Origin of the sequence: Paenibacillus pinisoli (assembly GCF_003605435.1) — a bacterium.
GTDB lineage: Bacteria > Bacillota > Bacilli > Paenibacillales > Paenibacillaceae > Pristimantibacillus > Pristimantibacillus pinisoli.
The window spans coordinates 628,822-651,849 of record NZ_QXQB01000002.1 but is presented as its reverse complement, the minus strand read 5'-3'; the positions used below and the strand labels follow the sequence as shown (position 1 = coordinate 651,849).

At 52.3% G+C, this 23,028-nt stretch carries 20 protein-coding genes; 17 read left to right on the top strand and 3 right to left on the bottom strand.

From position 1 onward, the window contains the following. The first annotated feature begins 75 nt into the window (after positions 1-75). Positions 76-759 (top strand): PspA/IM30 family protein, encoded by a 684-nt coding sequence (locus D3P09_RS10300; RefSeq protein WP_120109534.1) that lies wholly within the window; start codon positions 76-78, stop codon positions 757-759. Between the two features lie 93 nt (positions 760-852). Here the strand turns inward: D3P09_RS10300 and D3P09_RS10295 are convergent, their stop codons facing one another. Further along, positions 853-1,698, bottom strand: a complete 846-nt coding sequence (locus D3P09_RS10295; RefSeq protein WP_120109533.1) for an ROK family protein — start codon at positions 1,696-1,698, stop codon at positions 853-855. 170 nt (positions 1,699-1,868) lie between these two features. Here D3P09_RS10295 and wsfD point away from each other — a divergent pair, with 170 nt between their 5' ends. The 16 genes from wsfD to D3P09_RS10215 all read left to right on the top strand — a co-directional run bounded on the left by wsfD (position 1,869) and on the right by D3P09_RS10215 (position 21,058). Beyond that, entirely contained in the window at positions 1,869-3,308 is a 1,440-nt protein-coding gene (gene wsfD, locus D3P09_RS10290; protein WP_120109531.1) for a glycan biosynthesis hexose transferase WsfD, read from the top strand. Between the two features lie 174 nt (positions 3,309-3,482). Then, positions 3,483-4,439 carry an alpha/beta fold hydrolase gene (locus D3P09_RS10285; RefSeq protein ID WP_243644055.1) on the top strand — a complete coding sequence of 319 codons (957 nt, stop codon included), beginning with the start codon at positions 3,483-3,485 and terminating at the stop codon, positions 4,437-4,439. Between the two features lie 76 nt (positions 4,440-4,515). Then, the gene (locus D3P09_RS10280) at positions 4,516-5,139 is read left to right on the top strand and encodes a hypothetical protein (RefSeq protein ID WP_120109527.1); all 624 of its coding nucleotides are present in this window, start codon (positions 4,516-4,518) and stop codon (positions 5,137-5,139) included. A gap of 204 nt (positions 5,140-5,343) precedes the next feature. After that, on the top strand, positions 5,344-6,726 hold the full coding sequence (locus tag D3P09_RS10275) for an ABC transporter substrate-binding protein (RefSeq protein WP_120109526.1): 1,383 nt from the start codon (positions 5,344-5,346) through the stop codon (positions 6,724-6,726). Positions 6,727-6,856: 130 nt separating this feature from the next. Continuing rightward, positions 6,857-7,738 (top strand): carbohydrate ABC transporter permease, encoded by an 882-nt coding sequence (locus D3P09_RS10270; RefSeq protein ID WP_120109524.1) that lies wholly within the window; start codon positions 6,857-6,859, stop codon positions 7,736-7,738. Continuing rightward, a complete protein-coding gene (locus D3P09_RS10265) occupies positions 7,738-8,571 on the top strand; it encodes a carbohydrate ABC transporter permease (protein ID WP_120109522.1) in 834 nt (277 codons plus the stop codon). Before D3P09_RS10270 ends, D3P09_RS10265 begins: the two co-directional genes overlap by 1 nt. Positions 8,572-8,594: 23 nt before the next feature. Next, a complete protein-coding gene (locus D3P09_RS10260; protein ID WP_120109520.1) occupies positions 8,595-10,436 on the top strand; it encodes a cache domain-containing sensor histidine kinase in 1,842 nt (613 codons plus the stop codon). After that, entirely contained in the window at positions 10,411-12,015 is a 1,605-nt protein-coding gene (locus tag D3P09_RS10255) for a response regulator transcription factor (protein WP_165867379.1), read from the top strand. The genes D3P09_RS10260 and D3P09_RS10255 overlap by 26 nt, the downstream gene beginning before the upstream one ends. A gap of 115 nt (positions 12,016-12,130) precedes the next feature. Further along, a complete protein-coding gene (locus D3P09_RS10250; RefSeq protein ID WP_120109516.1) occupies positions 12,131-13,708 on the top strand; it encodes a spore germination protein in 1,578 nt (525 codons plus the stop codon). Between the two features lie 12 nt (positions 13,709-13,720). Then, a complete protein-coding gene (locus D3P09_RS10245) occupies positions 13,721-14,908 on the top strand; it encodes a Ger(x)C family spore germination protein (protein ID WP_120109514.1) in 1,188 nt (395 codons plus the stop codon). 14 nt (positions 14,909-14,922) lie between these two features. Next, positions 14,923-15,132, top strand: a complete 210-nt coding sequence (locus D3P09_RS10240) for a hypothetical protein (RefSeq protein WP_120109512.1) — start codon at positions 14,923-14,925, stop codon at positions 15,130-15,132. A gap of 32 nt (positions 15,133-15,164) precedes the next feature. Continuing rightward, on the top strand, positions 15,165-16,274 hold the full coding sequence (locus D3P09_RS10235) for a GerAB/ArcD/ProY family transporter (protein ID WP_165867378.1): 1,110 nt from the start codon (positions 15,165-15,167) through the stop codon (positions 16,272-16,274). Positions 16,275-16,493: 219 nt separating this feature from the next. Beyond that, the gene (locus D3P09_RS10230) at positions 16,494-17,591 is read left to right on the top strand and encodes a GerAB/ArcD/ProY family transporter (RefSeq protein WP_120109508.1); all 1,098 of its coding nucleotides are present in this window, start codon (positions 16,494-16,496) and stop codon (positions 17,589-17,591) included. After that, on the top strand, positions 17,588-19,063 hold the full coding sequence (locus tag D3P09_RS10225) for a spore germination protein (RefSeq protein WP_120109506.1): 1,476 nt from the start codon (positions 17,588-17,590) through the stop codon (positions 19,061-19,063). Before D3P09_RS10230 ends, D3P09_RS10225 begins: the two co-directional genes overlap by 4 nt. Continuing rightward, positions 19,063-20,205: a Ger(x)C family spore germination protein gene (locus D3P09_RS10220; protein WP_120109505.1), complete on the top strand. Its 1,143-nt coding sequence runs from the start codon at positions 19,063-19,065 to the stop codon at positions 20,203-20,205. The genes D3P09_RS10225 and D3P09_RS10220 overlap by 1 nt, the downstream gene beginning before the upstream one ends. Before the next feature lie 187 nt (positions 20,206-20,392). Beyond that, entirely contained in the window at positions 20,393-21,058 is a 666-nt protein-coding gene (locus D3P09_RS10215; RefSeq protein WP_120109503.1) for a GntR family transcriptional regulator, read from the top strand. A 90-nt stretch (positions 21,059-21,148) separates the two neighbouring features. Here the strand turns inward: D3P09_RS10215 and D3P09_RS10210 are convergent, their stop codons facing one another. After that, on the bottom strand, positions 21,149-22,354 hold the full coding sequence (locus D3P09_RS10210; RefSeq protein ID WP_120109501.1) for an Acg family FMN-binding oxidoreductase: 1,206 nt from the start codon (positions 22,352-22,354) through the stop codon (positions 21,149-21,151). Beyond that, a complete protein-coding gene (locus D3P09_RS10205) occupies positions 22,344-22,955 on the bottom strand; it encodes a TetR/AcrR family transcriptional regulator (RefSeq protein WP_120109499.1) in 612 nt (203 codons plus the stop codon). The genes D3P09_RS10210 and D3P09_RS10205 overlap by 11 nt, the downstream gene beginning before the upstream one ends. Positions 22,956-23,028: the final 73 nt, after the last annotated feature.

Genomic DNA, 23,028 nt, shown 5'->3' with positions numbered 1-23,028 from the left:
TCCTAAACGAAACCAATCAGTTGGCAGAAGCGTATAACATTGTATACTAATGGATGGAATGGGGAGGCAAGGAATATGAGTATTTTTCAGCGGCTATTCAGAGTAGGCAAGGCAAATGTCAATGCGGCTATCGACAAGATGGAAGATCCGGTGAAAATGATTGACCAAGTGCTCCGTGAGCTGGATGAGGACATTGAGAAGGTAACGGCTGCCGTTACTTCACAGATCGCAGTGGAGAAGCGGTTCGAGCGCGAGCTTCAGGAAGCAACGGAGATCGTTGCGAAGCGCGACCAGCAGGCCCGCCAAGCGCTTGCCAGCGGCAATGAGTCATTGGCGCGTGAGGCGCTGGAGGACAAGAAGCGCCATGCAGACAAGCGCGATGCGCTTCAAGTGAACTATGACCGCGCGAAAGCAACTGCGGATAAGCTGCGCGGACAGCTGAAGGAAATGAAGACGAAGGTTACGGAGATGAAGACGCAGCGCAGCTCGCTGATTGCTCAGGCCGAAGCGGCCAAGGCGCAGGAGCGCATCAACAAAACGATGAGCGGCGTCGGCGTAGACAATTTGGGCGCAACGTTCACCCGTATGGAAGAGAAGATCAAGCAAATGCATGATCAGGCGGATGCAGCTTACGAACTGGCTAACGAAGGCAAGTCGCTGGACGATAAGTTCGAGCAGCTTGATAAGGACGTCAAGCATTCCCAAGTAGATGACGAGCTTGCAGCGCTTAAAGCGGAGCTTGAAGGACAGAAGTCCTAATAGCTGCGCAGCTGGCAGCAAGCATAGAGAAGCCCGGCCTAGGCCGGGCTTCTCTTCTTTTTATGTCGGGTTTTAGGGATAATGTATAAGTTCTTATGTAGCAGCTCCGAGCTTCTGTATCCATTCCCTTGCGCCGTGCGCCATGGAACGGCTCTTGACTTTGGGGGCTTCAATGGAGCAGCACTTCAGCAATTCGGGAAGCGCCTGGGCTTCCAGCGCGGACATGACCGCATCCATATAGCCCTTGTACGCCAGCGTGCTGCCGCCGATGACGAGGACATCCGGGTTGTACAGATGAATCAGATTGGCCAGTGAATAGCCTAGATAAGTGCCGGCCTTCCGTACAATGTCGAGGGCAGCCGCGTCATTCTGCTCCAGCTGCAGGTGAATCGCGGCGCTATCCATGCCGGCTTGGTGCGTGATGGCATATCCGCTCGCAAGCAAGTCAAGCGATTTGGGCTCACCGTCGACCGACATGACCATATAGCCGAATTCGCCGCTCCAGCCCTTTGCGCCCATCAGCAGATTGCCCTTCACGACGACACCGGAAGCGATGAACGTGTCAATCATGACGACTGCGACCGTATCGCGGTCGGGATAGTGTGCTGCTTCCGCCAGTGTAGCCGCTTTCACATCATTGATGAACGCAACCGGCAAGTTGGCAGCAGTGGCGAACTGACTGGCTGTAGCGCCATTCAGCGCAGGAACGACGTGGCTCAGCTCTACCTTGTCATGGCCGACCACCAGTCCCGGCATGCCCATGCCGATGCCGTCCGGGGTATAGGGCAAGCGCTGGACGAATTGCTCTACTTCGCGCTGCAGATGTGCAAGCTCGCACTCTTTGCCCGTTGGGACTGAATGTTCCAGCAAGCCTTCCGGCGTATCTGCGAGCAGGACCATGCGGTCCCCGTCAATCTCGATGCCTACATAAGGATTCATTCTTATAACTCCTCCTAAACATGCGATCAGCTAGAAATCATTCGAATAACATGCTACCATATATAAGTTATATTTGGCAATTTGTTCTACATGACTTCAGCAGTGTGCATTCGAATCTATCGGCAGCAAGGAGCAAGCGCTAGAAAATTATCATAATAGGATTGGTGAATATGGTTAAAAAATGGCTTACGGTCGAGCGGGTATTTCTGCTCGCCGCCATCATTGCAGTGATCGCGCTTCTATTCGGAAGGACATTCGTCGGAGTTGCGGATAATGGGGATTTCCTTCGGATTATGGGGTCGATTGGACTTAATTATTATGACGCTAACGAGACGTATGAGGACCGCTTCTTCCGCTTTGCCCATGCGAATTTTGCTTATGATGAGTTTTTCCGAGGCTTCTATCTGACGTCGCAGCTTATCTTGGTAGCTTTGGCAAGAGGAATCGCAAAGCTGTTCAATGGCGAAGCATTCGATGTTCGCGTGCTGGGCGCCATATATGCAATCTTGCTAATTGCGGCAAGCTATCTGTTGATCAAGTTCAACAAAACAAAATCTGTCGTAACCGGGATTGCGCTGGCAGCGCTTATTTTGTTTGTGTTTTTCGACATCGCCTACCTGGCTTATTTCAATTCCTTATACGGCGAGCCGGCATCGCTGGTGTTTTTGCTGCTCACGCTGGCCTTCGGATTAATGCTGACGAAGCAGACTGAGCCTAAGCGAGCCGTGCTTGTATTGTTTTTTGTCTCGGCCCTGCTGCTGGTATGCTCCAAGACGCAGAATGCGCCGGTTGGCGTCGGCTTTGCGCTGCTTGGCTTACGCTATGCCACGCTGAAGAGAGAGAAGGCTTGGCGCCGGCTTGGCTTGTCATTATCGGCGGTTACGCTGATCGTATCGGCGGCCATGTATATTGCAGCGCCAAAGGATTTTAAAAATATCAATATGTATCAAACGGTATTTTTCGGCGTGCTGAAGGATTCTCCCGACGTCGAGGGAGATCTGAAGGAACTGGGGCTCCCGGGGCATCTATCTGTACTGGCGGGCACAAACTATTTTCAGACGGATACGGCTATTAAGCAGAATGATCCTTCGCTAACGGCTGACTTCTATGATCGCATCTCGCATGGGGATGTCTTGTGGTTCTATCTGAAAAATCCCGGCAGGCTCATTCATAATATGGAATACGCTGCGGAGAACGGGATGATGATCCGCCCGTATTACTTGGGCAGTTATGAGAAGGGCGAGGGCAAGCCTCCCGGTGCGCTCTCCTTCCAGTATAGCGGCTGGAGCGAATTCAAAAAAGGCGCGCTGCCGCATCAGTTATGGTTCATCGCTGTCGTATTCCTGGTTTATTTCGCGGCAGCGGCATGGGAGTGGCTCAGAAGCGCGGACAGAAAGCGGCGCGCGGGAGTCGAGCTTCTGATATTGCTTGGCTTGACGGGAGTGTTCAGCTTCCTCATACCGATTGTCGGCGACGGACAGGCGGATATGGGCAAGCATCTGTTCCTGTTCAATGCGATCTTCGATATGATGCTGGTGACAGGCGCGGTCTGGATCGTCTACGGAATTTGCTCTAGAATAGGGCGCAGGGAGCCGTATAAGCTGCGCTAGAGGGATAAAGAGGAAGAGAGATACAACCCTTATGAAGGGCGGTATCTCTTTTTTTCTTTATGGGCAAGGGGAAAATATGAAACTTTGGAAAGCAAACTAACACTTTTTCGGTCATTGTTTTTCCTCTACGATGAAGAAGAACAACCGATCATGGGATAGGGGTGTGAATAGATAATGACGCTTATTGCCCGCAAAGATAGATGGATCCGTACTGTGCTTGCTTCGATTCTGTTCCCGTTGACGTTATTCCAAGCAGCTGCGTCGCAGCGTAGTGTCCGCAGCTGCCCGCCGTCGGGCAAGCTTGTTGATATAGGCAGCCGGAAGCTGCATGCCTGCGTGACGGGAGAAGGGGGCCCAACCGTTATCCTAGAGGCAGGCATGGGCGGCTGCTCCATAGGCTGGTCACTGGTTCAGCAAGAGCTGTCCCGGCATTCCACGGTCCTGTCATATGATCGGGCAGGCTTGGGGTGGAGCGCTCAGCCGATGGGAGAGCCGACATGCAAAGCCTATGTTGATGATTTGAAGCAGCTGCTGGAGGCTCTGGAGCTGAGCCCGCCTTATTTGCTGGTGGGCCATTCCTTCGGGGGAATGATTATCCGCTTGTTTGCATCCCGGTATCCGGATGATGTGCTGGGCATCGTGCTGGTGGACGCCGCGCATGAATGCCGTTTTCTTCCCGGCGAACGAAGCGAGTCCAAAGCCAAGGTGAGGCATTCTAACGAGCGGCTGTATAAGTGGGGGTACCGTCTGTCACCGCTCGGCATTCCCCGTTTGATGAAGAAGCATATTGGCCATAACGGGCTTCCGGCTCATCTGCAAGCCGCGGCTGTATCGGCAGGCTATCGGAACCACGCATACCAGGCGGCATACGAGGAATTTCTGCATATGGAGCGAAGCGCACTGCAGCTGAAAGAGGCGGCGCCGATTCATTCCGGCACTCCCGTCCTGGTCCTGACTGCCGGCAAACAAAGCGAAGAATGGAAGCAGGATCAGCAGCCGCTCCTGTTCTTGTCGGACAGGGTAAAGCATACGATTGTCGAGGACAGCTGGCACTCCATACAGATTTACAGGCCGGAAGCGGTAACGGATGCGGTGCTGGAACTGCTGTATATTACAGAAGGCTGGCCGTGACCGGAAGAATAGATAATATACGTATGGGAGAGTCATGCGATATAATAGTCCCAAAATATCGGATAGGAGGAAGGGCATGGAACCGAAAAACAATCATGCTTTTACCGAAGTGACAGACTCTCTCAAGCAAGTAGAGCGCAACAGGCTGATTGCATTGCTCAGGAATCCCCTTGCAAGCTTGCATCTGACAGCGAAAGAATGGATCTACGGCGCATTGGGGCTCGCGGCATCATTCGTTGGTTACCTGATATGGGTATTGATTCTGGGGAAAAAAATAACGGGTTTCATCTATAGCGCTATTCCTTTCGGGGGATTGTTTGCGCCGAATTCCCTTACTTTTGCGATTTTCAGCCGTATGTTTCTGCTTGGCTTGCTGTCGCTCGTTGCTTTGCTGGGCGCGTTATGGCTCGCGGGATGGTGGAGAAGCGGGACGCAGCCGGCCTGGAAGCTCTTTGTGATCCGGATTGGCGGCATTCAATACATAGCCGGAGCGGGCTTTCTATTATCTGGCTTGCTGTCGTTCCATTTCACGCTGTCCATGTTAACGCTCATTATTACGTTATTGACCACACTGGCGCTTTCGCTTCAGGGAGGGCTCGAAGCGAGCGGCATCAGCAAGGAGAAGACGGCTTCTTACTTGATAGCGGCGATCACGCTGTACCTCATCCTAACAGGCGTATTCGCCAAGCTGATTCTATGACGCTCTGTATATACTAATTGCATCAGCTATTAATCCTTCTACTTTGTAGGAGGATTTTTTTATTTCACATGATGGAACGAATGACTCTGCTAAAGTGGATGTTTTTGTCCCTGATTGTGGAAATATCCACCTATTCGACCTAAGTAAGCGCTTCTATAATGAAGGAGCAACACCATCAAAGGTAGTTATGGGAGGGTCAAGAAGATGATTAAAGGACTGAAAATGCTGCTGGTTCTCACGCTTGGCTTCACGCTTGTACTCGCCGGCTGCTCTGGTACTGGAAGCAAGAGCGATCCGAAGCCAAGCAACGGGGAAAGCACCAATAACGGCGGCAAGGAAACACCTGGAACAGATAAGGTGGAGCCCTTCACCGTATCGCTCCGGCACATCCAGATCGGCGATGCGCAGAAATTCCGCAAGGCGCTGCTCAACGATGTTGTTAAGAAAACCGAGGACGAAATTAAAGGGTTGAAATTCGAGCTGGACGCAGTCGAGGATCAGGTCAACCGCTACACGAAGCTGCCGGCAGAGATGGCTGCAGGCAATCCGCCTGTTATATTCGACTTGTTCGGCGGCATGGGAGACGCCCAGAAGTACGCAAAGGCCGGACGCCTGCTGGAGCTGACTCCGATACTCGAAGAGCTGGGCATCAAAGACAAGTTTCTGAACCTTGGCCAATTCATGGTGGGGGACAAAATATACGGCTTGCCGATCGGAGGCAACAACGAGGGCATTTTCTATAACAAAAAGCTGTTTGCCGAGCATGGCATTGCGGCACCGACGACACTGGAGGAGCTGGAAGCTGCGGCGGCCAAGTTGAAGGAAGCGGGCGTTACTCCATTCGCGATGGGTTCGCAAGCGGGTTGGATCCCTAATATGCTAGTGAACACATTGATTGGCCGATACGCAGGCCCTGATCTGGTGGAGCGCGTCTCAGACGGTTCTCTTAAGTTTAATTCTCCGGACATTGTAGCTGCTTATTCGAAGTATGAAGAATGGGTCAAAGCGGGGTACTTCACAAAAGGAGAGCTTGGCCTGAGCTATGACCAGATGCTGAATGAATTTCTCAACAGCAAAGCCGGCATGATGTTCGACGGCAGCTGGCGCTCATCTGCATTCAAGAACGAGGAGCTGGCCAAGAACATTACATCAGAGGACGTGGCCTATATTCCGTTCCCTGCTGTTCCGGGAGGGAAGGGAGATCAGACGTATGTGAACGGAAACTACGGCAATGGCTACGGTTTCTCAGCAACCCTGGATGACAATGAGCTCAAGGCGGTCAAGGCTTTTATCAAGAACATGTACAATGACGAGATGCAGCTTCGCGGCCTGTTAGAGGATGGCGTGCTGCCGGCCATGAAGCTTTCAGCCGATGCGATGGGCAAAGTAGAAGATCCGGTCGTCAAGCAGGTGCTTGATGTAGCGGCTGCCTCTGGCGGAGCCTTCTCCCACTTTGAGATCAGTATCCCGTCAAAGGTATACACCGAGACGGAGATTCAGCTCCAGGCAATTATTGCGGGCCAGGCAACTGCCCAGCAGGCGGGAGACGCCATTCAAAAAATACTGGATGCGGAGGCCGGCAAGTAAGGGCGCACATGAACGAAAATGAAGGCGCAGCCCGCTCCCTATGGGCGGCGTCTTCTTCCTACGCATAGAGGGATTCCTCTTGCAATCGGCACAACCGGCTATACCTTGCAGGAAGGAGAGAGGAACGAAGATGAGAAGCGCCCTGAGAAATCCATATGTATATGCCCTTTTCGTCATTCCGACGATCGGCCTGTACTTCCTCTTCACTATTTATCCTATGCTGTCTTCGGCATATTACGCATTCACGGATTGGGACGGACTGAATGACCCCAAGTATATCGGCTTCCATAACTTCACTACGGCTCTGCAGGATCCTTATTTCCAAAATTCTATTGTCAACAATATGTATTTCATCTTATTTTCGGTGTTCGTGCAGGTTCCGCTCATTATTATGTTCGCTATTCTGATCGGCAGCGTGAAGCGGCTGCAGGGCTTTTACAAAACAACGGTATTTGTGCCTTCGATTCTGTCGACAGCCGTCATCGGCATACTTTGGCAATTCATCTATAACCCGGAGGTCGGCATCGTCAACAAATTTCTTGGCTTGTTCGGCATTGATACGATCTATTGGCTTGCAGATATGAGGTATGCGCTATGGGCTATTCTCATCACGAATGCATGGCAGTGGATGGGCTTCTATATCGTCCTGGTATTGGCCGCGATACTGGCTATTCCGCGAGAATTGAATGAGGCGGCAGAGATCGACGGAGCCGGGGGCTTCCAGAGGGCGATTCGCATCACCGTTCCGCTCATCAAGCCAATTATCTCTGTCATCGTCATGCTGTCAATCGCAGGAGCGATGAGAGTTGTCGATATTGTGCTTGTCATGACAAAAGGAGGCCCGGTCAGCTCGACTGAGGTCATGGCTTCCTATATGGTCAACCGTGCGATCCGCTACGGGGAATACGGATACGGCACGTCTCTCGCGATGCTCATCTTTGTCATCGCGCTTGTCCTAACCGCCCTTTATCAATTGACCTTTGGCCGCACGAAGGAAGAGGTGACTTACTGATGCTGCTCGTCAAGGCAAGAAAAACGCTGCCGCATATCGTTCTCATGATCTATGTTGCGGCTGTGCTGGTCCCCTTTGTCTTCGTGGTCTTCTCCTCCTTGAAGGACAACAATATCGATATTGCGGAGAATCCGTTTGGCTTCCCGACGGAATTGGTGTTTCAAAACTATATAGATGCCTGGGTATCGGCCAAAATCAGCACGTATTTCTTCAACAGCGCCTATCTGTCGCTGACATCCGGTATAGCGGGCGTCATCCTCTCGGCCGCGACGGCATTCGCCTTAACCCGCATGAAGCTGCTTCGCACAAGCAAAGTCATCTATCAAGCCGTATTAATCGGCATGCTGATACCGAGCAATGTCCTGTTCATTGCACAATATATCCTCGTATCCGATCTAGGGCTGCTGAATACGCATTGGTCGTTGTTTCTGCCTTATACAGCCGGAGCGCTTCCGATCAGCGTGCTGCTGATCGCCGCATTCATGAAGGCGATACCGGCCGAGCTGGAGGAAGCGGCTATCGTGGATGGACTAGGCTCGATCGGCTTATTCTTCCGAATTATTATGCCGGTTACGGTCCCGGCGCTCGTGACCGTATTTATTGTCAACTTTCTGGGCGTGTGGAACGAATACTTGTTATCCAACTTTTTTATTAGCAAAGATGCGCTTCGCACATTGCCAACGGGCATGGTGGGCTTCCGGGACGCGTACCAGACGAATTATGCGTATATATGCACGGGAATCGTATTCAGCGTATTGCCTGTCCTTATCCTATATGCATTCCTGCAAGACAAGATCATTGAAGGGATAACGGCCGGAAGCGTGAAGGGATAAAGCCAGGGCGGGAGGGGAGAGGCATGTCACTTCGCTTTAAGCTGTTCGCTGCGTTTCTTGCACTAGTCATCCTGCCGTTATTTCTGCTGGGGATAGCGGCTTATTACTTCATTACGCAAGCGGTGGAGAAAAATTATGCGCAGCAAGCGGAGCTGACGCTGAGGGCGCTCCGGCAGAACGTCGAGTTCGTGTTCAGCGAGATGAACAAGGTGACAGACAGCACCATTGCGAGCATAGCGCTGCAGGAGATGCTGAATCAGAAGGGATACGACATGGAGCACTTATCCCAGATTCATATGCTGGAGCTAAATGAGATTCAGCAAAATTTCCGCAGCCTGCTGATTAACCATCCCTCCGTTAGCTTTGCGCTTATGTATCCGCTTGAAGACAACCGCGTTATTCCGATTTATTCCAAGGATTATTTTGAAGCATTGCCCTTCTCCAAGCTGAAGGAGCATCCGATCTATTCGGAGGTGCGCCGCCGCGATGGCTTGCCTTTATGGGTGGGGCCATACGAGTATCCGGAGCTTACAAGCTCAGATCCTATTTTTACCCAAATACGGGTGGTCAAGGATTTGGAGACGTTGGAGGATAAGGGGATTCTGCTTGTTCAGACCAAAAGCTCTGCCCTTGATGCCGTATTCCGCTATTTTCGCTTTAACCAGGAACGGTATAGCACCCGATTTTTCATCGTGAACAAAGAAGGCCAAATCTTGTATGACAGCTCTCAAGAAATGAATGGAGGGGCGATTGCGGACTATACCGACAATCGTTTTCAGCTTAATCCGTCGTTTCTAAGCGCCAGACAGTCCTTTCAGTCCGAGGATAGCATCGTGTCCAGCGTAAGCCTCCATAAGGAGAATTGGCATCTGGTGTCCGTCGCCTCATGGAGCTCGTTATCGAGCCAAATTGACCAGTATGCAAGATGGGTAGCAGCCTTGCTTGCAATAACCGTGCTGCTCGCCATGTTGTTCCTGTTGTTCTCGGTCAATCGCATTGCGAAGACGATTATTCGGGTGGTGCGTTTCATGCGGAGAGTGGAAGAGGGGGACCTTGGCATCCGGATGGCGGTGCAGGGGAAGGACGAGCTGGGGCTGCTGGCTAGCGGATTGAACAGCCTGATATCCCGCATTCAGCATTTGCTGGAGAGGATCAGACAGGAGCAAGAACAGAAGAATCGTGCGGAAATGCGTGTCCTGCAGACGCAGATCAAGCCGCATTTCATCTTTAATACGCTGGAATCCATTAATGTGCTTGCGGTTCAGAATGAAGGCAGGAAAGTAAGCCAGATGGTTCTAAGATTAGCGAACATATTGCGGATCAGCTTTCGGGGGCAGGAAGAAATTCCGCTGCGACAGGAAATCGAGCATTTGGTCAGCTATCTGGAAATTCAGAAGTTCCGTTTTGCCGACAGCTTTGATTATTCCATTGATATCCCTGAGGATTTGCTGGGGTGTATGCTGCAAAAGCTGACCCTGCAGCCGCTAGTCGAGAACTGCATTCAGCATGGATTCGACGGCCTGGAGCGGAGGGGAAGCATTATCATTCGCGCTTGCTCCCGCGGCGATCGCATTGGGGTAACGGTGGAGGATAACGGCGTCGGGATCGACAGCGCTATTCTGGCCCGATTCCAATACATGGCGTCGGATGAATGCAACGTCGTTCCAAGCCGTGAAGGCGCAGAGCATAACCCGGAACGCAGAGGGCTTGGCATTCGCAGCGTTGCGGACCGGATTCGGATACAGTATGGCCCGACCTATGGACTTCTCATCTGCTCCATGCCGGGGTTCGGGACGAAGGTGCAGTGCATCCTACCAAAGATGGGGCCGGGTGATATTCATGAAATTAAAGGTCATGCTGGTTGATGATGAATTGCCGATCTTGCATAACTTGAAGGCTGTTCTGCCATGGGAGGACATGAGGGTTGAGGTGATAGCGCTTGCGCGCAATGGCAAGGAAGCGCTCGACCGCTTCCGGGAGCTGACGCCGGATCTGGTTCTTTGCGATATTCGGATGCCGGTCATGGACGGCATGGCATTCCTATCGGAAGCGCGGAAGGATAATGTGGAATGCGACTTTCTCATGCTGACGGGCTATCAGGAATTCGATTATGCAAAGGAAGCGCTGCAAAGAGGGGTTCGCGACTATATTCTAAAACCAATCGATTATGATCAGCTGGAGCAATCCGTACGGCAAGTGTGCGAGCAGATCCGAACGCGAAAGCTGGATCGAATGCAAGAGATTGAGCGATGGGGACGCATGGCAAGCATGGCATACGAGAAGCAGCTCTATCATGCGCTGCTGGGCTTTCATACGGAAAGCGACAGCTTCTGGCTGCCGGAGCATGGAGAGTCGCTTGATCGTCTCTGGTATTCGCTATATCTTGCCGATGTCGATCAATATGCCCAGCTTTCCTTGCAATGGTCGGATCAAGAGAGAAGAAGCCGGAATGCCGAAATGACCGAGGCGCTTCAGCATCTGGCCGCGGCTGGCGGGGGCTCCGCCGCAGTCATGCAGCTGCGTGAAGGGGAATGGTGCATCATCGAGCAGCGGGCAAGAGGCGCGAATTGGCGTACCCGCCAGGACCATGCGAACGAGCGGCTGCAGCAGCTGAGGGATGGCATGAGGGAGCGAATGAAGCTGCCGGTCAGCTTCGTAGCATATCCTGAAGGCGTACGGATAACGGAAATGGAGTCAGCGTACAAGAAGCTGCAGCGGATGCTTCTACAGTCCGCCGGCAGCTGGAAGCTGGCTTGTGCCAGGGGCAAGGCATCCGATGCGGGGCTGCGTGAAGACCCGTCCCTATGGCGCGCGGTGGATGTCATCGTCTCGAGAATGAGGAAGCTGGATCAGAGCGCGATGAGTGAGGCGCTGGCCGATTTGAAGCATTGCGTAAGCAAGGAGCAGGAACAAGAGTTTTACTGCGCGGAGAAGGTGCTCCATTACTTGCTGCTCCATCTTCTTCGCGAATTGAGAGAGATGAATATGATAGTGCCGCAAGACGAAGAGAAAATATGGAGGAAGCTGCAGCATAGCATTAGCGTGAAAAATGTGATGGAGATGATCATCGAGCTGGTGGATAACGCGATGGAAAAGGGCTTTAGCAAAAAAACGGGCGAAATGCTGATGCTCGCTGCCAAGGACTATATCCATAAGCGGCTGTCAGGCGATCTGGGCGTTGAGGAGCTTGCCAATTATCTTGGCATAAGCATTAGCTATTTCAGCCTGCTGTTCAAGTCGCACTTTGGCGAGACGTTCGTCGAGCATGTCACCCGGCTTCGGATGGAGATGGCGCAGTCGCTGCTGCTGACTACGGACAAAACGGTAACGGAAATCGGTTCGGCGTCGGGATATTCGGAACGCAGATATTTTACAAAAGTATTTCAGAAATTCGCGGGCATGACGCCGTCCGAATACCGCGAGCATCATCAAGCTGAAAGATAATGAGAGGAAAAGCATTCCTTGGCGTGCAACTTGCGCCAAGGTTTTTGGCGTTTATCTCCATATGCCGATGGTCATAATGGGAGGAGATGATCTACAGGAGAAGGTAGCATAGCCTATGCAGCAGAAGAAAGCAGCCCGTAACCGGACCCATCAGCAAGAAGACCGGTTGTGGGAGCAATATGAGTCCATGCCGATCGATTCGTCGGTCTTAACCAACATGAACAGGATTCTGCAGGATCTGGGCGACAGCGATGATGTCGTGATCCGGGAGATTCGGCGAGAGAAGCCGGAGGCTATTGCGGCTGCGGTCGTCTATATAGACGGCCTGTCCGACTCCGCTGTTATTAATAGCTTTATTTCTAATTTGCTCTCTAGTTCCGTTAAGGATGATGGACACGAGGACAACGCGCACCGGTCGAAGGGAGCCCATGATAAGGATATCGTAAGCATTGCCGAAGAGATGCTGTTCGGCATGGGGGCTATACACACGGTTAGCGAGATGGCTGATTTATACCGCAATCTGCTTTCGGGAGAAGCCATAATTCTTATAGATGGAGCGGCCTATGCTTACCGGGCGGATATTCGCCAGTGGAAGGGGCGCGACGTTACCGAATCGACGAACCAGACCTCTGTCAGAGGTCCGCGTGAAAGCTTTACCGAGACGCTTCGAGTCAATACCTCTTTAATCCGGCGCAAAATAAAAGATCCGCGGCTCTGGCTGGAGACGATGACGATCGGACGGATGACCAAAACTGACGTTACGTTAATGTATATGAACGGCATTGCGAAGCCATCGGTTATTGAAGAGACCCGAAAGCGGCTGCGAGCCATTGATATCGACAGCGTGCTGGACAGCGGATATATTGAGGAGCTTATTGAGGACGACAAGTATTCCTTATTTCCGACGGTCTTCAATTCCGAGCTGCCTGATAATGTAGCTTCCCAGCTGCTGGAGGGCAAAGTGGCGATTATCGTCGACGGCACGCCGAATGTGCTGCTCGTTCCTACACAGCTGGTGTCGTTCTTTCAATCGACAGAGGATTATTATCAAAGGTCTGTCTATGCGAGCCTGCTGCGCATCTTGAGATTTATAACGGTATTCATCTCCTTGCTGCTTCCATCGCTGTATATCGCGATTACGACCTTCCATCGGGAGATGCTTCCAGCCTCCTTGCTGTTCAGCCTTGCTGCTCAGCGCGAGGGCGTCCCGTTCCCGGCGTTTGTCGAAGCGCTCGTCATGGAGGTTACGTTCGAGATTCTGCGTGAAGCGGGACTGCGCATGCCGCGGGCCATCGGCCAGGCGGTCTCCGTCGTCGGGACGCTCGTCATCGGACAAGCGGCGGTGGAGGCGGGCATTGTATCTGCCGCTATGGTTATCGTTGTATCCGTAACGGCGATATCTACGTTCACATTGCCCGCGTACAGCATGTCGATTCCGGTGCGGATTCTGCGTTTTGCCTTCATGGGAGTAGCCGCCAGCTTCGGCTTGTTCGGCGTCATAATGGGATTGTTCGTGCTGCTGCTTCACTTGTGCGCTCTTCGTTCCTTCGGAGAGCCGTTCATGTCTCCGTTCTCGCCATACAGGGCGGTCGAACTGGAGGATACGCTTGTCCGGCTGCCGAGATGGCTCATGTACAGGCGTCCCGGAACTTCACAAGGGACTGGAAGCACACGGATACGGAAGCCGAGGTAAGGAGGAGCGAGCATGTGGACGAGAGTGGCTATTATCGTTCTTTGCCTGGCCATGCTTACTGGCTGTTGGAGCAGGCGCGAGCTGAACGAGATATTGATTGTGCTTGGAGTCGGGCTTGACTGGGAGGAAGGGGAATATCTCGTTTCCTTTCAAGTCGTGAGTCCGAGCGAAATATCGGCGCAGAAGAAAACGGGTGAGCGTCCGCCGGGTTCGCTTTTTCAAGGAAGAGGCAAGACGGTGTTCGAAGCGGCAAGAGCGGTAACGGCAGAGGCGCCGCGGAAGATGTATTTTGGCCATTTGCAGCTTTATGTCGTAAGCGAGGCGCTTGCCAAAAAAGGCGTACATGATTTTATTGACAATATTCTAAGAGACAATGAGCTGCGAATGGATTTTAATCTGGTAGTCGCCAGGGGGACAAGAGCGGAGAATGTGCTTAAGCTGTATACCCCAATCGAGAAATTGCCGACGTACAGCATGCTTCAATCGCTGCGCAACTCCGAGAAGCTGTGGGCGCCTACCGTTTCTATTACGATGGACGAAGTGCTTGACCGTCTGTCTGGCGACGGCTATGAGCTTGCGTTGACGGGCATCCAGTTATTCGGCGACCCCAAGGCAGGGGACTCTCCTGGCAATGTGAAATCGTTCCTTCCTTCAAGGCGGTACCGCTACAAAGGGATTGCCGTGTTCAAGGGAGACCGCCTGGTAGGGTGGCTGAATGAAAAGGAGAGCAAGGGCTACACGGATATTACGGATAATTTGCGGAGCTCCACCATCGAGCTGCCATGCGGCTCACGACACTACATTGGTATCGAAATTACGTCTTCGGAAACCAAAATGAAAGCGGATCTGGTGGAAGACACCCCTGTCGTTACCATTGGGTTAAGAACGGAGGCTGCAGTCGTCAATATGCCTTGCAAGCATATCGACCTGACTGACCCGGCTGCGATAAGCAAGCTGGAAGAGGAATCTGCATTATCCATTAAGTCGAATGCTATAGCGGCGGTTAAGCGGGCAAAGGCATTACAATCGGATGTATTCGGATTCGGCAATCAATTAGGCAAGGATCATCCCGCTTATTGGAAGCGTATTAGGGATGATTGGAACGAGAAGTATTTTCCTGAAGCGAAGATTCGGTACGACATTAAGGTGTTTATTCGCAAGACGGGCACGACAGGCAATACGACGCTGAAGAAATCATAGCGAAGGAGAGTCCGATGAGCTCATTAATTGGTGTATTCGCAATTGCGGCCGCAGCTGTATGGCTGGAAGTGCCCCGTCTTATTCATAGAGAGCACAAGCGCGAGCTTGTTTTGTTTTTCATATTGTTGGCCATTGGGGTCGCTCTCTACAGCGCGCTTGTGATGGAAGCCAGCCTCCCTAATCCGTTCGAGCTAGTGAAGATTATGTTCAGTTGGGTCATGTGAATATTTATGCCGCCTTATAAGGGGAGATTAGCTTGGAATTCACGAATGCGAAAATTTCCGTCAGGCAATTCCAAATCTTGATCATCCTTGGCCTGACGGGAGATTCGATCTTGATATTGCCGACCATCATTGCGTCTTCAGCGAAGCAGAACGCATGGTTATCTATGCTTATTGCTTACGCGGCCGGTCTTCTAATAGGGGGATTTTTTGCCGCTATTGCGAATCGGATGCAGGGAGACAGCCTCATTGCCGCTGCACGGAGGGGGTTTGGGAGATGGCTGGGCAGTGTGGTCGGGCTGCTCTTTCTGTTCAATTTTTTCATGTGCGGCTTGACGCTTGTAAGCGAGCTTAGCCAATTCATGACGACACAGCTGATGCCAGAGACTCCTGTAAACGCGATTATATTAATTTTTTTGACTGTTGTCATTGTAGCATACCGGTATGGCGTAGAAGCCTTTGCGCGTATGGGAGAGCTATTATTCCCGGCTTTCACGGCCTTGTTCATGGTGTTGGCCATTTTATCTCTATCTCAAGCCAAGATAGAGAATGTAAAGCCAGTTGCAGCCGAAGGGTTATGGCCTATTATGGAAGGGGCCATTCCGGTCATGTCCGTTGCATTCATCGAGATGGTCGTATTGCTGGCGCTTGTTCCTCATGTAGCAACCAACAAAAGCTTGACCAAGCCTATTCTCAAAAGCTTTGCGGCGGGCGGCCTCTTTCTGTTCATCATTGTTGCGCTTTGCGTGCTCGTACTTGGGCCGAATTTAATGGAAACCAAATATTATCCCACGTTCTTGCTTGCCCAGAAAATAACGGTGGGCAACTTCCTGGAACGTTTGGAAGCGATTTTGGCTTTTTTATGGATTATCACGGTGTTTTACAAGACGCTGCTGTTGTTTTTTGCCCTGACAAGCGGTTTGGCGCAATGGTTCAAGCTTCGCGACAGCGACATGCTGACGGTCCCGCTCGGCATGATTATGCTGGTTCTGACCGTCGTCAGCACCCCCAATATAACGGTGTATAACCAAATCATCAAATACTATTACAATTGGTTTGATCTTATGTTCTGCTTCATTGTTCCGCTGCTGCTGCTTGCAGGGCTGATCTTGCGAAAAAAGAAAGGCAAGGCCGCGAGCTCCTGATTACATTCAAATATACGCCAGATCCCATGTACGCTCATGCACGAGCATGCGCAGGACATCATGAAGGGAGAGTTTCTTCCTGGCATTTAGTTTTATATAGTAGTGCAAAGCCGCCTGTGACAGGGCGGCTTGTTTCATAATTTTGGCATAGAAAATACTGGAGAGGGCATAAATAAGGGATGCCGGAGGCGGCAGGATTGCGTGAGGAGGGAGCGGGTCATGAAGAATAACGTCGACAGAATCAATTTTGCCCAAGTCTTTATGATGTTTTCTTTGGCGAATGGCCTGGCGAGCCATGTCATTGTCAATCCGATGATTCTGGATGCGTCCGGAAGGGACTCGTGGATAACGGCTCTTGTGTCGGGCGGCTTGTTTCTCCTGTGGATGCCGCTCTTGTATATCATTATGAAGCGCTCCGGTCAGCAGCATTGGAAGAAGTGGCTGAGCAGCCGGGTGACGCCGTTTGTTGCCTGGCTTCTCATCATTCCTATTGTGATACAGATGTTTCTGATAGGCGGAATGACGGTTATTCATACGACGACCTGGACGGCGACGAATTATTTGCCGTTCACACCCAAATTGATGCTGGTAGGCTGCCTCATCCTTTTCTGTGCAGCCATGACGCTATGGGGGATTCGAGTCATTGCGATCGTGTCCGGCATTCTGCTGCCGCTCGTTACGATTCTAGGCATATTCGTCAGTACGTTCAACGGTCCCCACAAAGACTACACTCTGCTGCAGCCCATACTGGAGAACGGGGTGCAGCCTGTTATGGACGGCGTCGTGTATGCGGGCGCCGGTTACGTGGAGTTGCTGGCGATCATCCTGCTGCAGCACCATTTGAATAAAAAAATCAAGCTTTGGCAGCTGCTCGCCTATGGCGTTTTTTCCGCCATTATTACGCTTGGGCCTATTCTTGGCGCGATTACGGAATTCGGCCCTATCGAAGCTTCGCATCAAATGACCTCGCCTTACGAGCAATGGCGGCTGGTGCAGATCGGCCAGTTCATTGAGCATCTGGACTTTCTGTCTATTTTCCAATGGATGTCGGGAGCGAGCATCAGAATCAGCCTGTCGGTCTATCTCTTGGTCGAGCTGCTTCAGATTAAGGGGAAACGGAGCAAATATTGGGCGATCGGCATCATTATGGCGAGCTATACCGTATTGACGCAGTTTAATGTGAATGAGTACGCCTTCTACATATGGATGTACAAGTACTACATGCCGATATCGCTCATCATCCTGCTGGCGTTATCGTTTGTATGGATGCTTGTGGCCTTGGTGTGGGGATCTGCCAAGAAGGAGGAAGCGACATGAGCAATGGACAACAGAAAAATGAGCCATGGACGGAAGAAAGGATACGGACATTGTTCGAAGGAGCGTCCGATGTCATTATCCAAGCCTGCAGATACGGGGGCAGGACGGCTCCTGATGTGGTCATGGTCTATGCGGACGGGCTTACCCGTTCGTCCGATATTGGCCAGTTCGTGCTTCCTGAGCTGAATCGAATCTATGCGGAATATGGTTCGTTTGCCGATCCGATTGCACATATGTCAAGCGTGCTGCCCGTTCAGGAGATAACGGTCCAATCGGACAGTGAATTATCCGAGATTGTGTTCGACGGACAGCTTGTTCTGTTGTTTCTGGAAGCAGGCATTATGGGCAGCTTGAGCATTGCGGACAAGCCGACAAGGCAGCCGTATGAATCCAGCACAGAGATATCGGTTAAAGGTCCAAGGGACGGCTTCATAGAGGACATTACCGTCAATATTGCGCTCATTCGCAAAAGGCTCAGAACCCAGTCGCTGCAAGTTGAGGAGGTTATTTTGGGGAAAAGATCCCGTACGCGCGTCGCGTTGCTTTACTTTCGGGATATTATAAATCCGAAGACCTTAGAAGAAATCCGGAGGCGGCTGGGCACCATTGATGTCGACGGCATCATGAGCACCAGCCAGATCGAAGAGCTGATGTCGGATTCGACCTTGAAGCTGCTGCCAACCATGGACTTTACGGGACGGCCCGATTATGCGGTGAACAGTCTGTTGTCGGGCAGGGCCGTCATCGTGGTGGACGGACTGCCGATGGTGCTGATTGCGCCAGCTGGCTTGTCGCTCATTCTGAAATCGCCGGAGGACGCGCATTTCAATTACACCTATGTATCGTTCGCTAGAATCATCCGGGGGCTTAGCTTGTTCCTCTCGATCTTTCTTCCAGCCATTTGGGTTGCATTGATGTCCTTTCATCAGGACCAGATTCCATTCCGGATGATGGCGACCATCTCGGTATCGCGGCTAGGGCTGCCGCTATCCTCGCATATGGAGATGTTCCTGCTGCTGACGCTGCTGGAGATCTTCCGGGAGGCCGGCGTCAGGCTGCCGAGCGCTATTGGACAGACGCTGACGTCGATCGGCGGCTTGATTATTGGAGACGCTGCTATACGGGCGGGACTGGTGTCTCCTTCCGTAGTTGTCGTAGGGGCAATTACGGCTGTATCCGGCGTAACGCTGGTCAATCAGACGCTTAGTACACAGGTGAGCATTCTGCGGTTGTTCTTCTTCTTGCTATCGGCGCTGCTGGGCATGTACGGCGTTATCCTCGGGTTCGTGCTTCTGGTCAGCTATATGGCAAGCCTGCGCTCATTCGGCGTTCCTTATCTGGCGCCGCTCTCCCCCCTTAGTGCCAGGGAATTGGTCATGTCGTTCCTCCGGCTTCCATACCGTCTGATCAAAAAACGGCCTTCCGCACTCAAGACCATTGATTCGGACAGTCAAAAAGGAGGGGACTCTTAATGCGCGGGCGGCGCTTCGTAATCTTGCTTCTCGTCTGCTTGCTTACCGGAGGCTGCACCCGGCTGCCGGAGGTGCAGAATATGGCTTACGCAACGGCGATCGGCATCGATTATGCGGATGGAAAGTGGATCGCCTATGCGCAAATTCTTAATTTTGCCACGGTAGCTCGAACGGAACAGATTGCGCTGGGCAAGAGCTTCCCGGTCTGGGTGGGCGAGGGCAAAGGGGATACGCTGGCGCTTGCGCTGACGGATGTCGGCAGAACCGCACAGCTTCGGATGTTCTGGGGGCATGTTAAGGTAGCGGTCATGTCGGAGAGCGCTATGAAGATGGGGGTCAACAATATTTATGGTACGGTGAATCGGTATCGGGAGGTGCGCTATAACGTACTCGTCTATGGCACTAGGCGTCCAATCAAGGATATTTTGACGCAAAAATCGATATTGAATTTGTCGCCGCTTGATACGACGATGTTCACAGCCTCGCAGATGAGCTCCGTGCAGTCTATCGTTCTTCCGGTTACAGGAAACAAGGTCATCGCTTATCTCAATGAAAAAGGAGAGCCTGCTTACATTCCCTCCATTGATTTTGACGATGTGGATTGGACGGAGGACAAGAAGGCCAAGCCGATGCCCCTGATATCCGGCGCCTATTTCTTCCACGGGATGAAGATGATCGGCTGGCTGTCTTCCGAGCAGCTGACCGGCGTCAGATGGGATGATTCTCGTCTGGAGCGCACACCGATTGAAGTCGACAGGGGCGGGGAAGCGATTGCCACGATTATGTTCAAGCATCCGAAGATGCGCGTTCGCTCCTATATGGAAAATGGAGAGCCTCGTTTTGACATGCGGGTGGACACGGATGGTTACGTAATGGAGATTGTGAAGGACGCCGATCTGGAGACGCTGGCCCGTTATGCGGAAGAGGATATTCGCGAGGAAATTAAAAAGACATTTAATCATGGGCTCCGTATCCAAAGCGACCCTTTTGAATTGACGCAAAAGTTTTATCGAAAATATCCAAAGGAATTTAACCGGATGAAAGCGAGCAAGCCCTATATACTGACCAAAGACTCCATTAGCAAAATCGATATTCATGTCCATTTGACGACGACTGGCAAGTACAAGGGCACCAAGCCTTGAGTCAGAAGAGGTTGGCAGAAAGGAAGGACGAACAGAGCTTGGCGGAATAACGTGAGCCGCAGGCTCTGTTTGTTGTGCGCAAATATTTGGCGGGGCCGTATACCCGCGTCAGAAGCTGGCTATCTTGCATCATAGCGAATTATCCGATATATTGCATATGAATGAATTAGACTGAGGTGGAAATGTGATGCCAGTACCGAAAAACTTTGCCACGCCGGCCAGATTATCGGCCAAAGAGCGGGCATTTGCCCAAATCCAGCGCTGGATTATTGAAGGAACGCTGCTCCCCGGAGAGAAGCTGATCGATGCGGAGCTTGCCGAGACGCTTGCCGTCAGCCGCACGCCGATTCGGGAAGCCTTTCAGCTTCTGGAGGTACAGGGGCTGGTCGTGATGCAGCCGGGCAAAGAGACCAGGGTGACGAATATTGAACGCGAGGACTTGCAGAAGCTGTACCCGACGCTTGCGGCGCTTCATGCGCTGGCTGCCGAGCGTGCGGCCCAGCTTGTTACAGCGGAGCAGATTGAACAGCTTACGGCACTGAATGCGGAGTTTGCGCAGGCGATTGAATCCGGCCAGCCATATCCGGCCATGGAGCTGGACGAGCAGTTTCATAATCTCATTGTCGAGCTGTGCGACAACAGCTATGTGGCATCCTTCAGCGCATCGCTGCAAATTCATATCCGCCGGTTCAAGTATGTGTTCCTGAAGCAGCCGGTTGCGGCGACGCTGGCTTCTGTCGAGGAGCATACGAAGATTATAGAGGCGCTCGAGCAGCGCAGTTCGGATGAAGCTGCCAAGTGGATGAAGCAGAATTTGATTAGGCCTATGCATGAGCTGGATGCTGTGATGTAAGGAATAGGATGAACTTATGCATACAAACGAAAATGCGACACCCGGCGCTGCTGCTTAACGCCGGGTGTCTTTTTGTTGTAAGCGGAGCGGTTAAGGGATGCTCCGCCATAATACATCCTCGGCTGGGCGCCGCGGGCTGGGCAGAGGAACATTCGCGGGGGAGCCGATACGAAAAGTAAAGATGTTGTGCCAGCCCGGGAGCGGGATCAGCTTTTCCAGAGCCTCTCTGAAGCTAGGCGCAAGATCCTTCTCGTGCTCACGGTCAATCCGCTCATTAGGCTGGTTCATCGGCTGGACTGCCCATCCGTTCGCCGCTGCCCATAGATGCATGCGCTGAAAAACCTGGCCAGCTCTGATCAGACTTGCCCGGTCGCGATTTGGCACGAGCAGGCATGCGAACGCGCCGGCGGTCGGAACTTGCGTATCCCTCGTCGACTTGAGCCAATATTGATTGGATGTGGCCTCGGATACCGGGAACAGCTTGCCAATCGCCCGTGTGAGCGGCGAGCTGCCGGTTGCATCGAGCGTCGTGCCGTCCTTCATGGCATGAAGCACTTCCCGGTCATGGCGGTACCAGCGGTGGCTGTCTCTGGACTGCTCGGCATCGGAAATAATCGCTTTCGTGGCGTTAATGATTATGTCGCCCATCGTTGATTTAAGCGGCTCATCCTGAAGCCAGGCAAGTGAGACCTCGTCATCTTGGCCAATGAGTCCTTGCAGGGAAGCGTGCAGACTTGAAGGCAGCTCTGAAGTCCGTTCGAAGGCGGAGCGGTCTGTATGTCTGTTCGGGATAGCCTTGTATAGTTCGGAGATGCTCTTCTCACCGGGCGTCAATGCGATTCTGGCGATATGAATCTGCTCATGCCCACCGGACATCAGTGTTGCTTCTGCCGAATAACCGCTTGCGCGTGCGGCCAGTATCAAATTCTCCAAAGCGCAGCCCAAGCTGATATGCATCTCACGAAGCATAGGGTCCATTGAGCCCAAGTTTCTGGATATATCGGCAAAGAGATCTATCACATTGCCGTTGATACGGAACAGCCAAGGCTGTGCATTATGTGCATTCGCTGCGAGAATAGCAGCCTTGATCAGAGGCATGGGATGGGGAGCCGCTTCCATGGCGCTTTCCCAATCCCTCCATGCTTCATAGGCAGGGCCTTTCCCAGCGGAGAAAACACCCTGATCGATCGCCTTCCATACGGTGCCGCCGGAGACGATGACGGCTCCCGCAAGGGCGGCTTTGAGGAAGGACCTCCTCGATACTTGCGGCTGGGCGGAGTTTTTCTTAGGTTCCATTGTCTGGTTCCTCCTTTGCATGCGATATGTGGGGCTCCAGCAATGTCTCGATGAGAGCGACGCCTCTGGCGAATTGCTGCTCGTTAATCTCCAAGCCGTTCATCTCCAGGAAGGATAGCCAATTCATGGCGATCATCCAGCAGACGGTTAACGTCTGTTCGATATGGGCTTCGTCGCGGAAGGAGTGAAGCACGCCCGCAGCGATAAAGCGTTTGGCAAAGGCGCCTTGATCGGCGAACCGCTGCATCGTCATGGCGATATGCCTGCTTTTCAACTCCTCGTCTTGCTGGAATAGAGCAATTGCTTCCCGGTAGAAGAAGCGGTAGCGCCATAGCAACTCGAAGTTGTCATGCAGCTTGGACTGCAAATCCGACAGGCTGGGCTCGCGATGGGATGGAAGCTCCCATACGGCATTCCAATCGGTATACATAGCATCCATGATGGCACGGATGATAGCCGCTTTGTTGGGATAGTGGTAATAGAGATTGCCGGGGCTGATGCCGGCCGCATCTGCGATATGATTGGTCGAGACGGGGCCTGTTCCTTCAGAATTGAACAGCCCTACTGCAATGTGAAGGATTCGCTCTTTGGTACGGCTCATGGTTCACCTCCGTTTTAGAGTAATTACTCTAATTTGTATGTAGTGTATCCCATTCGGGACCGTAATGCAAGCG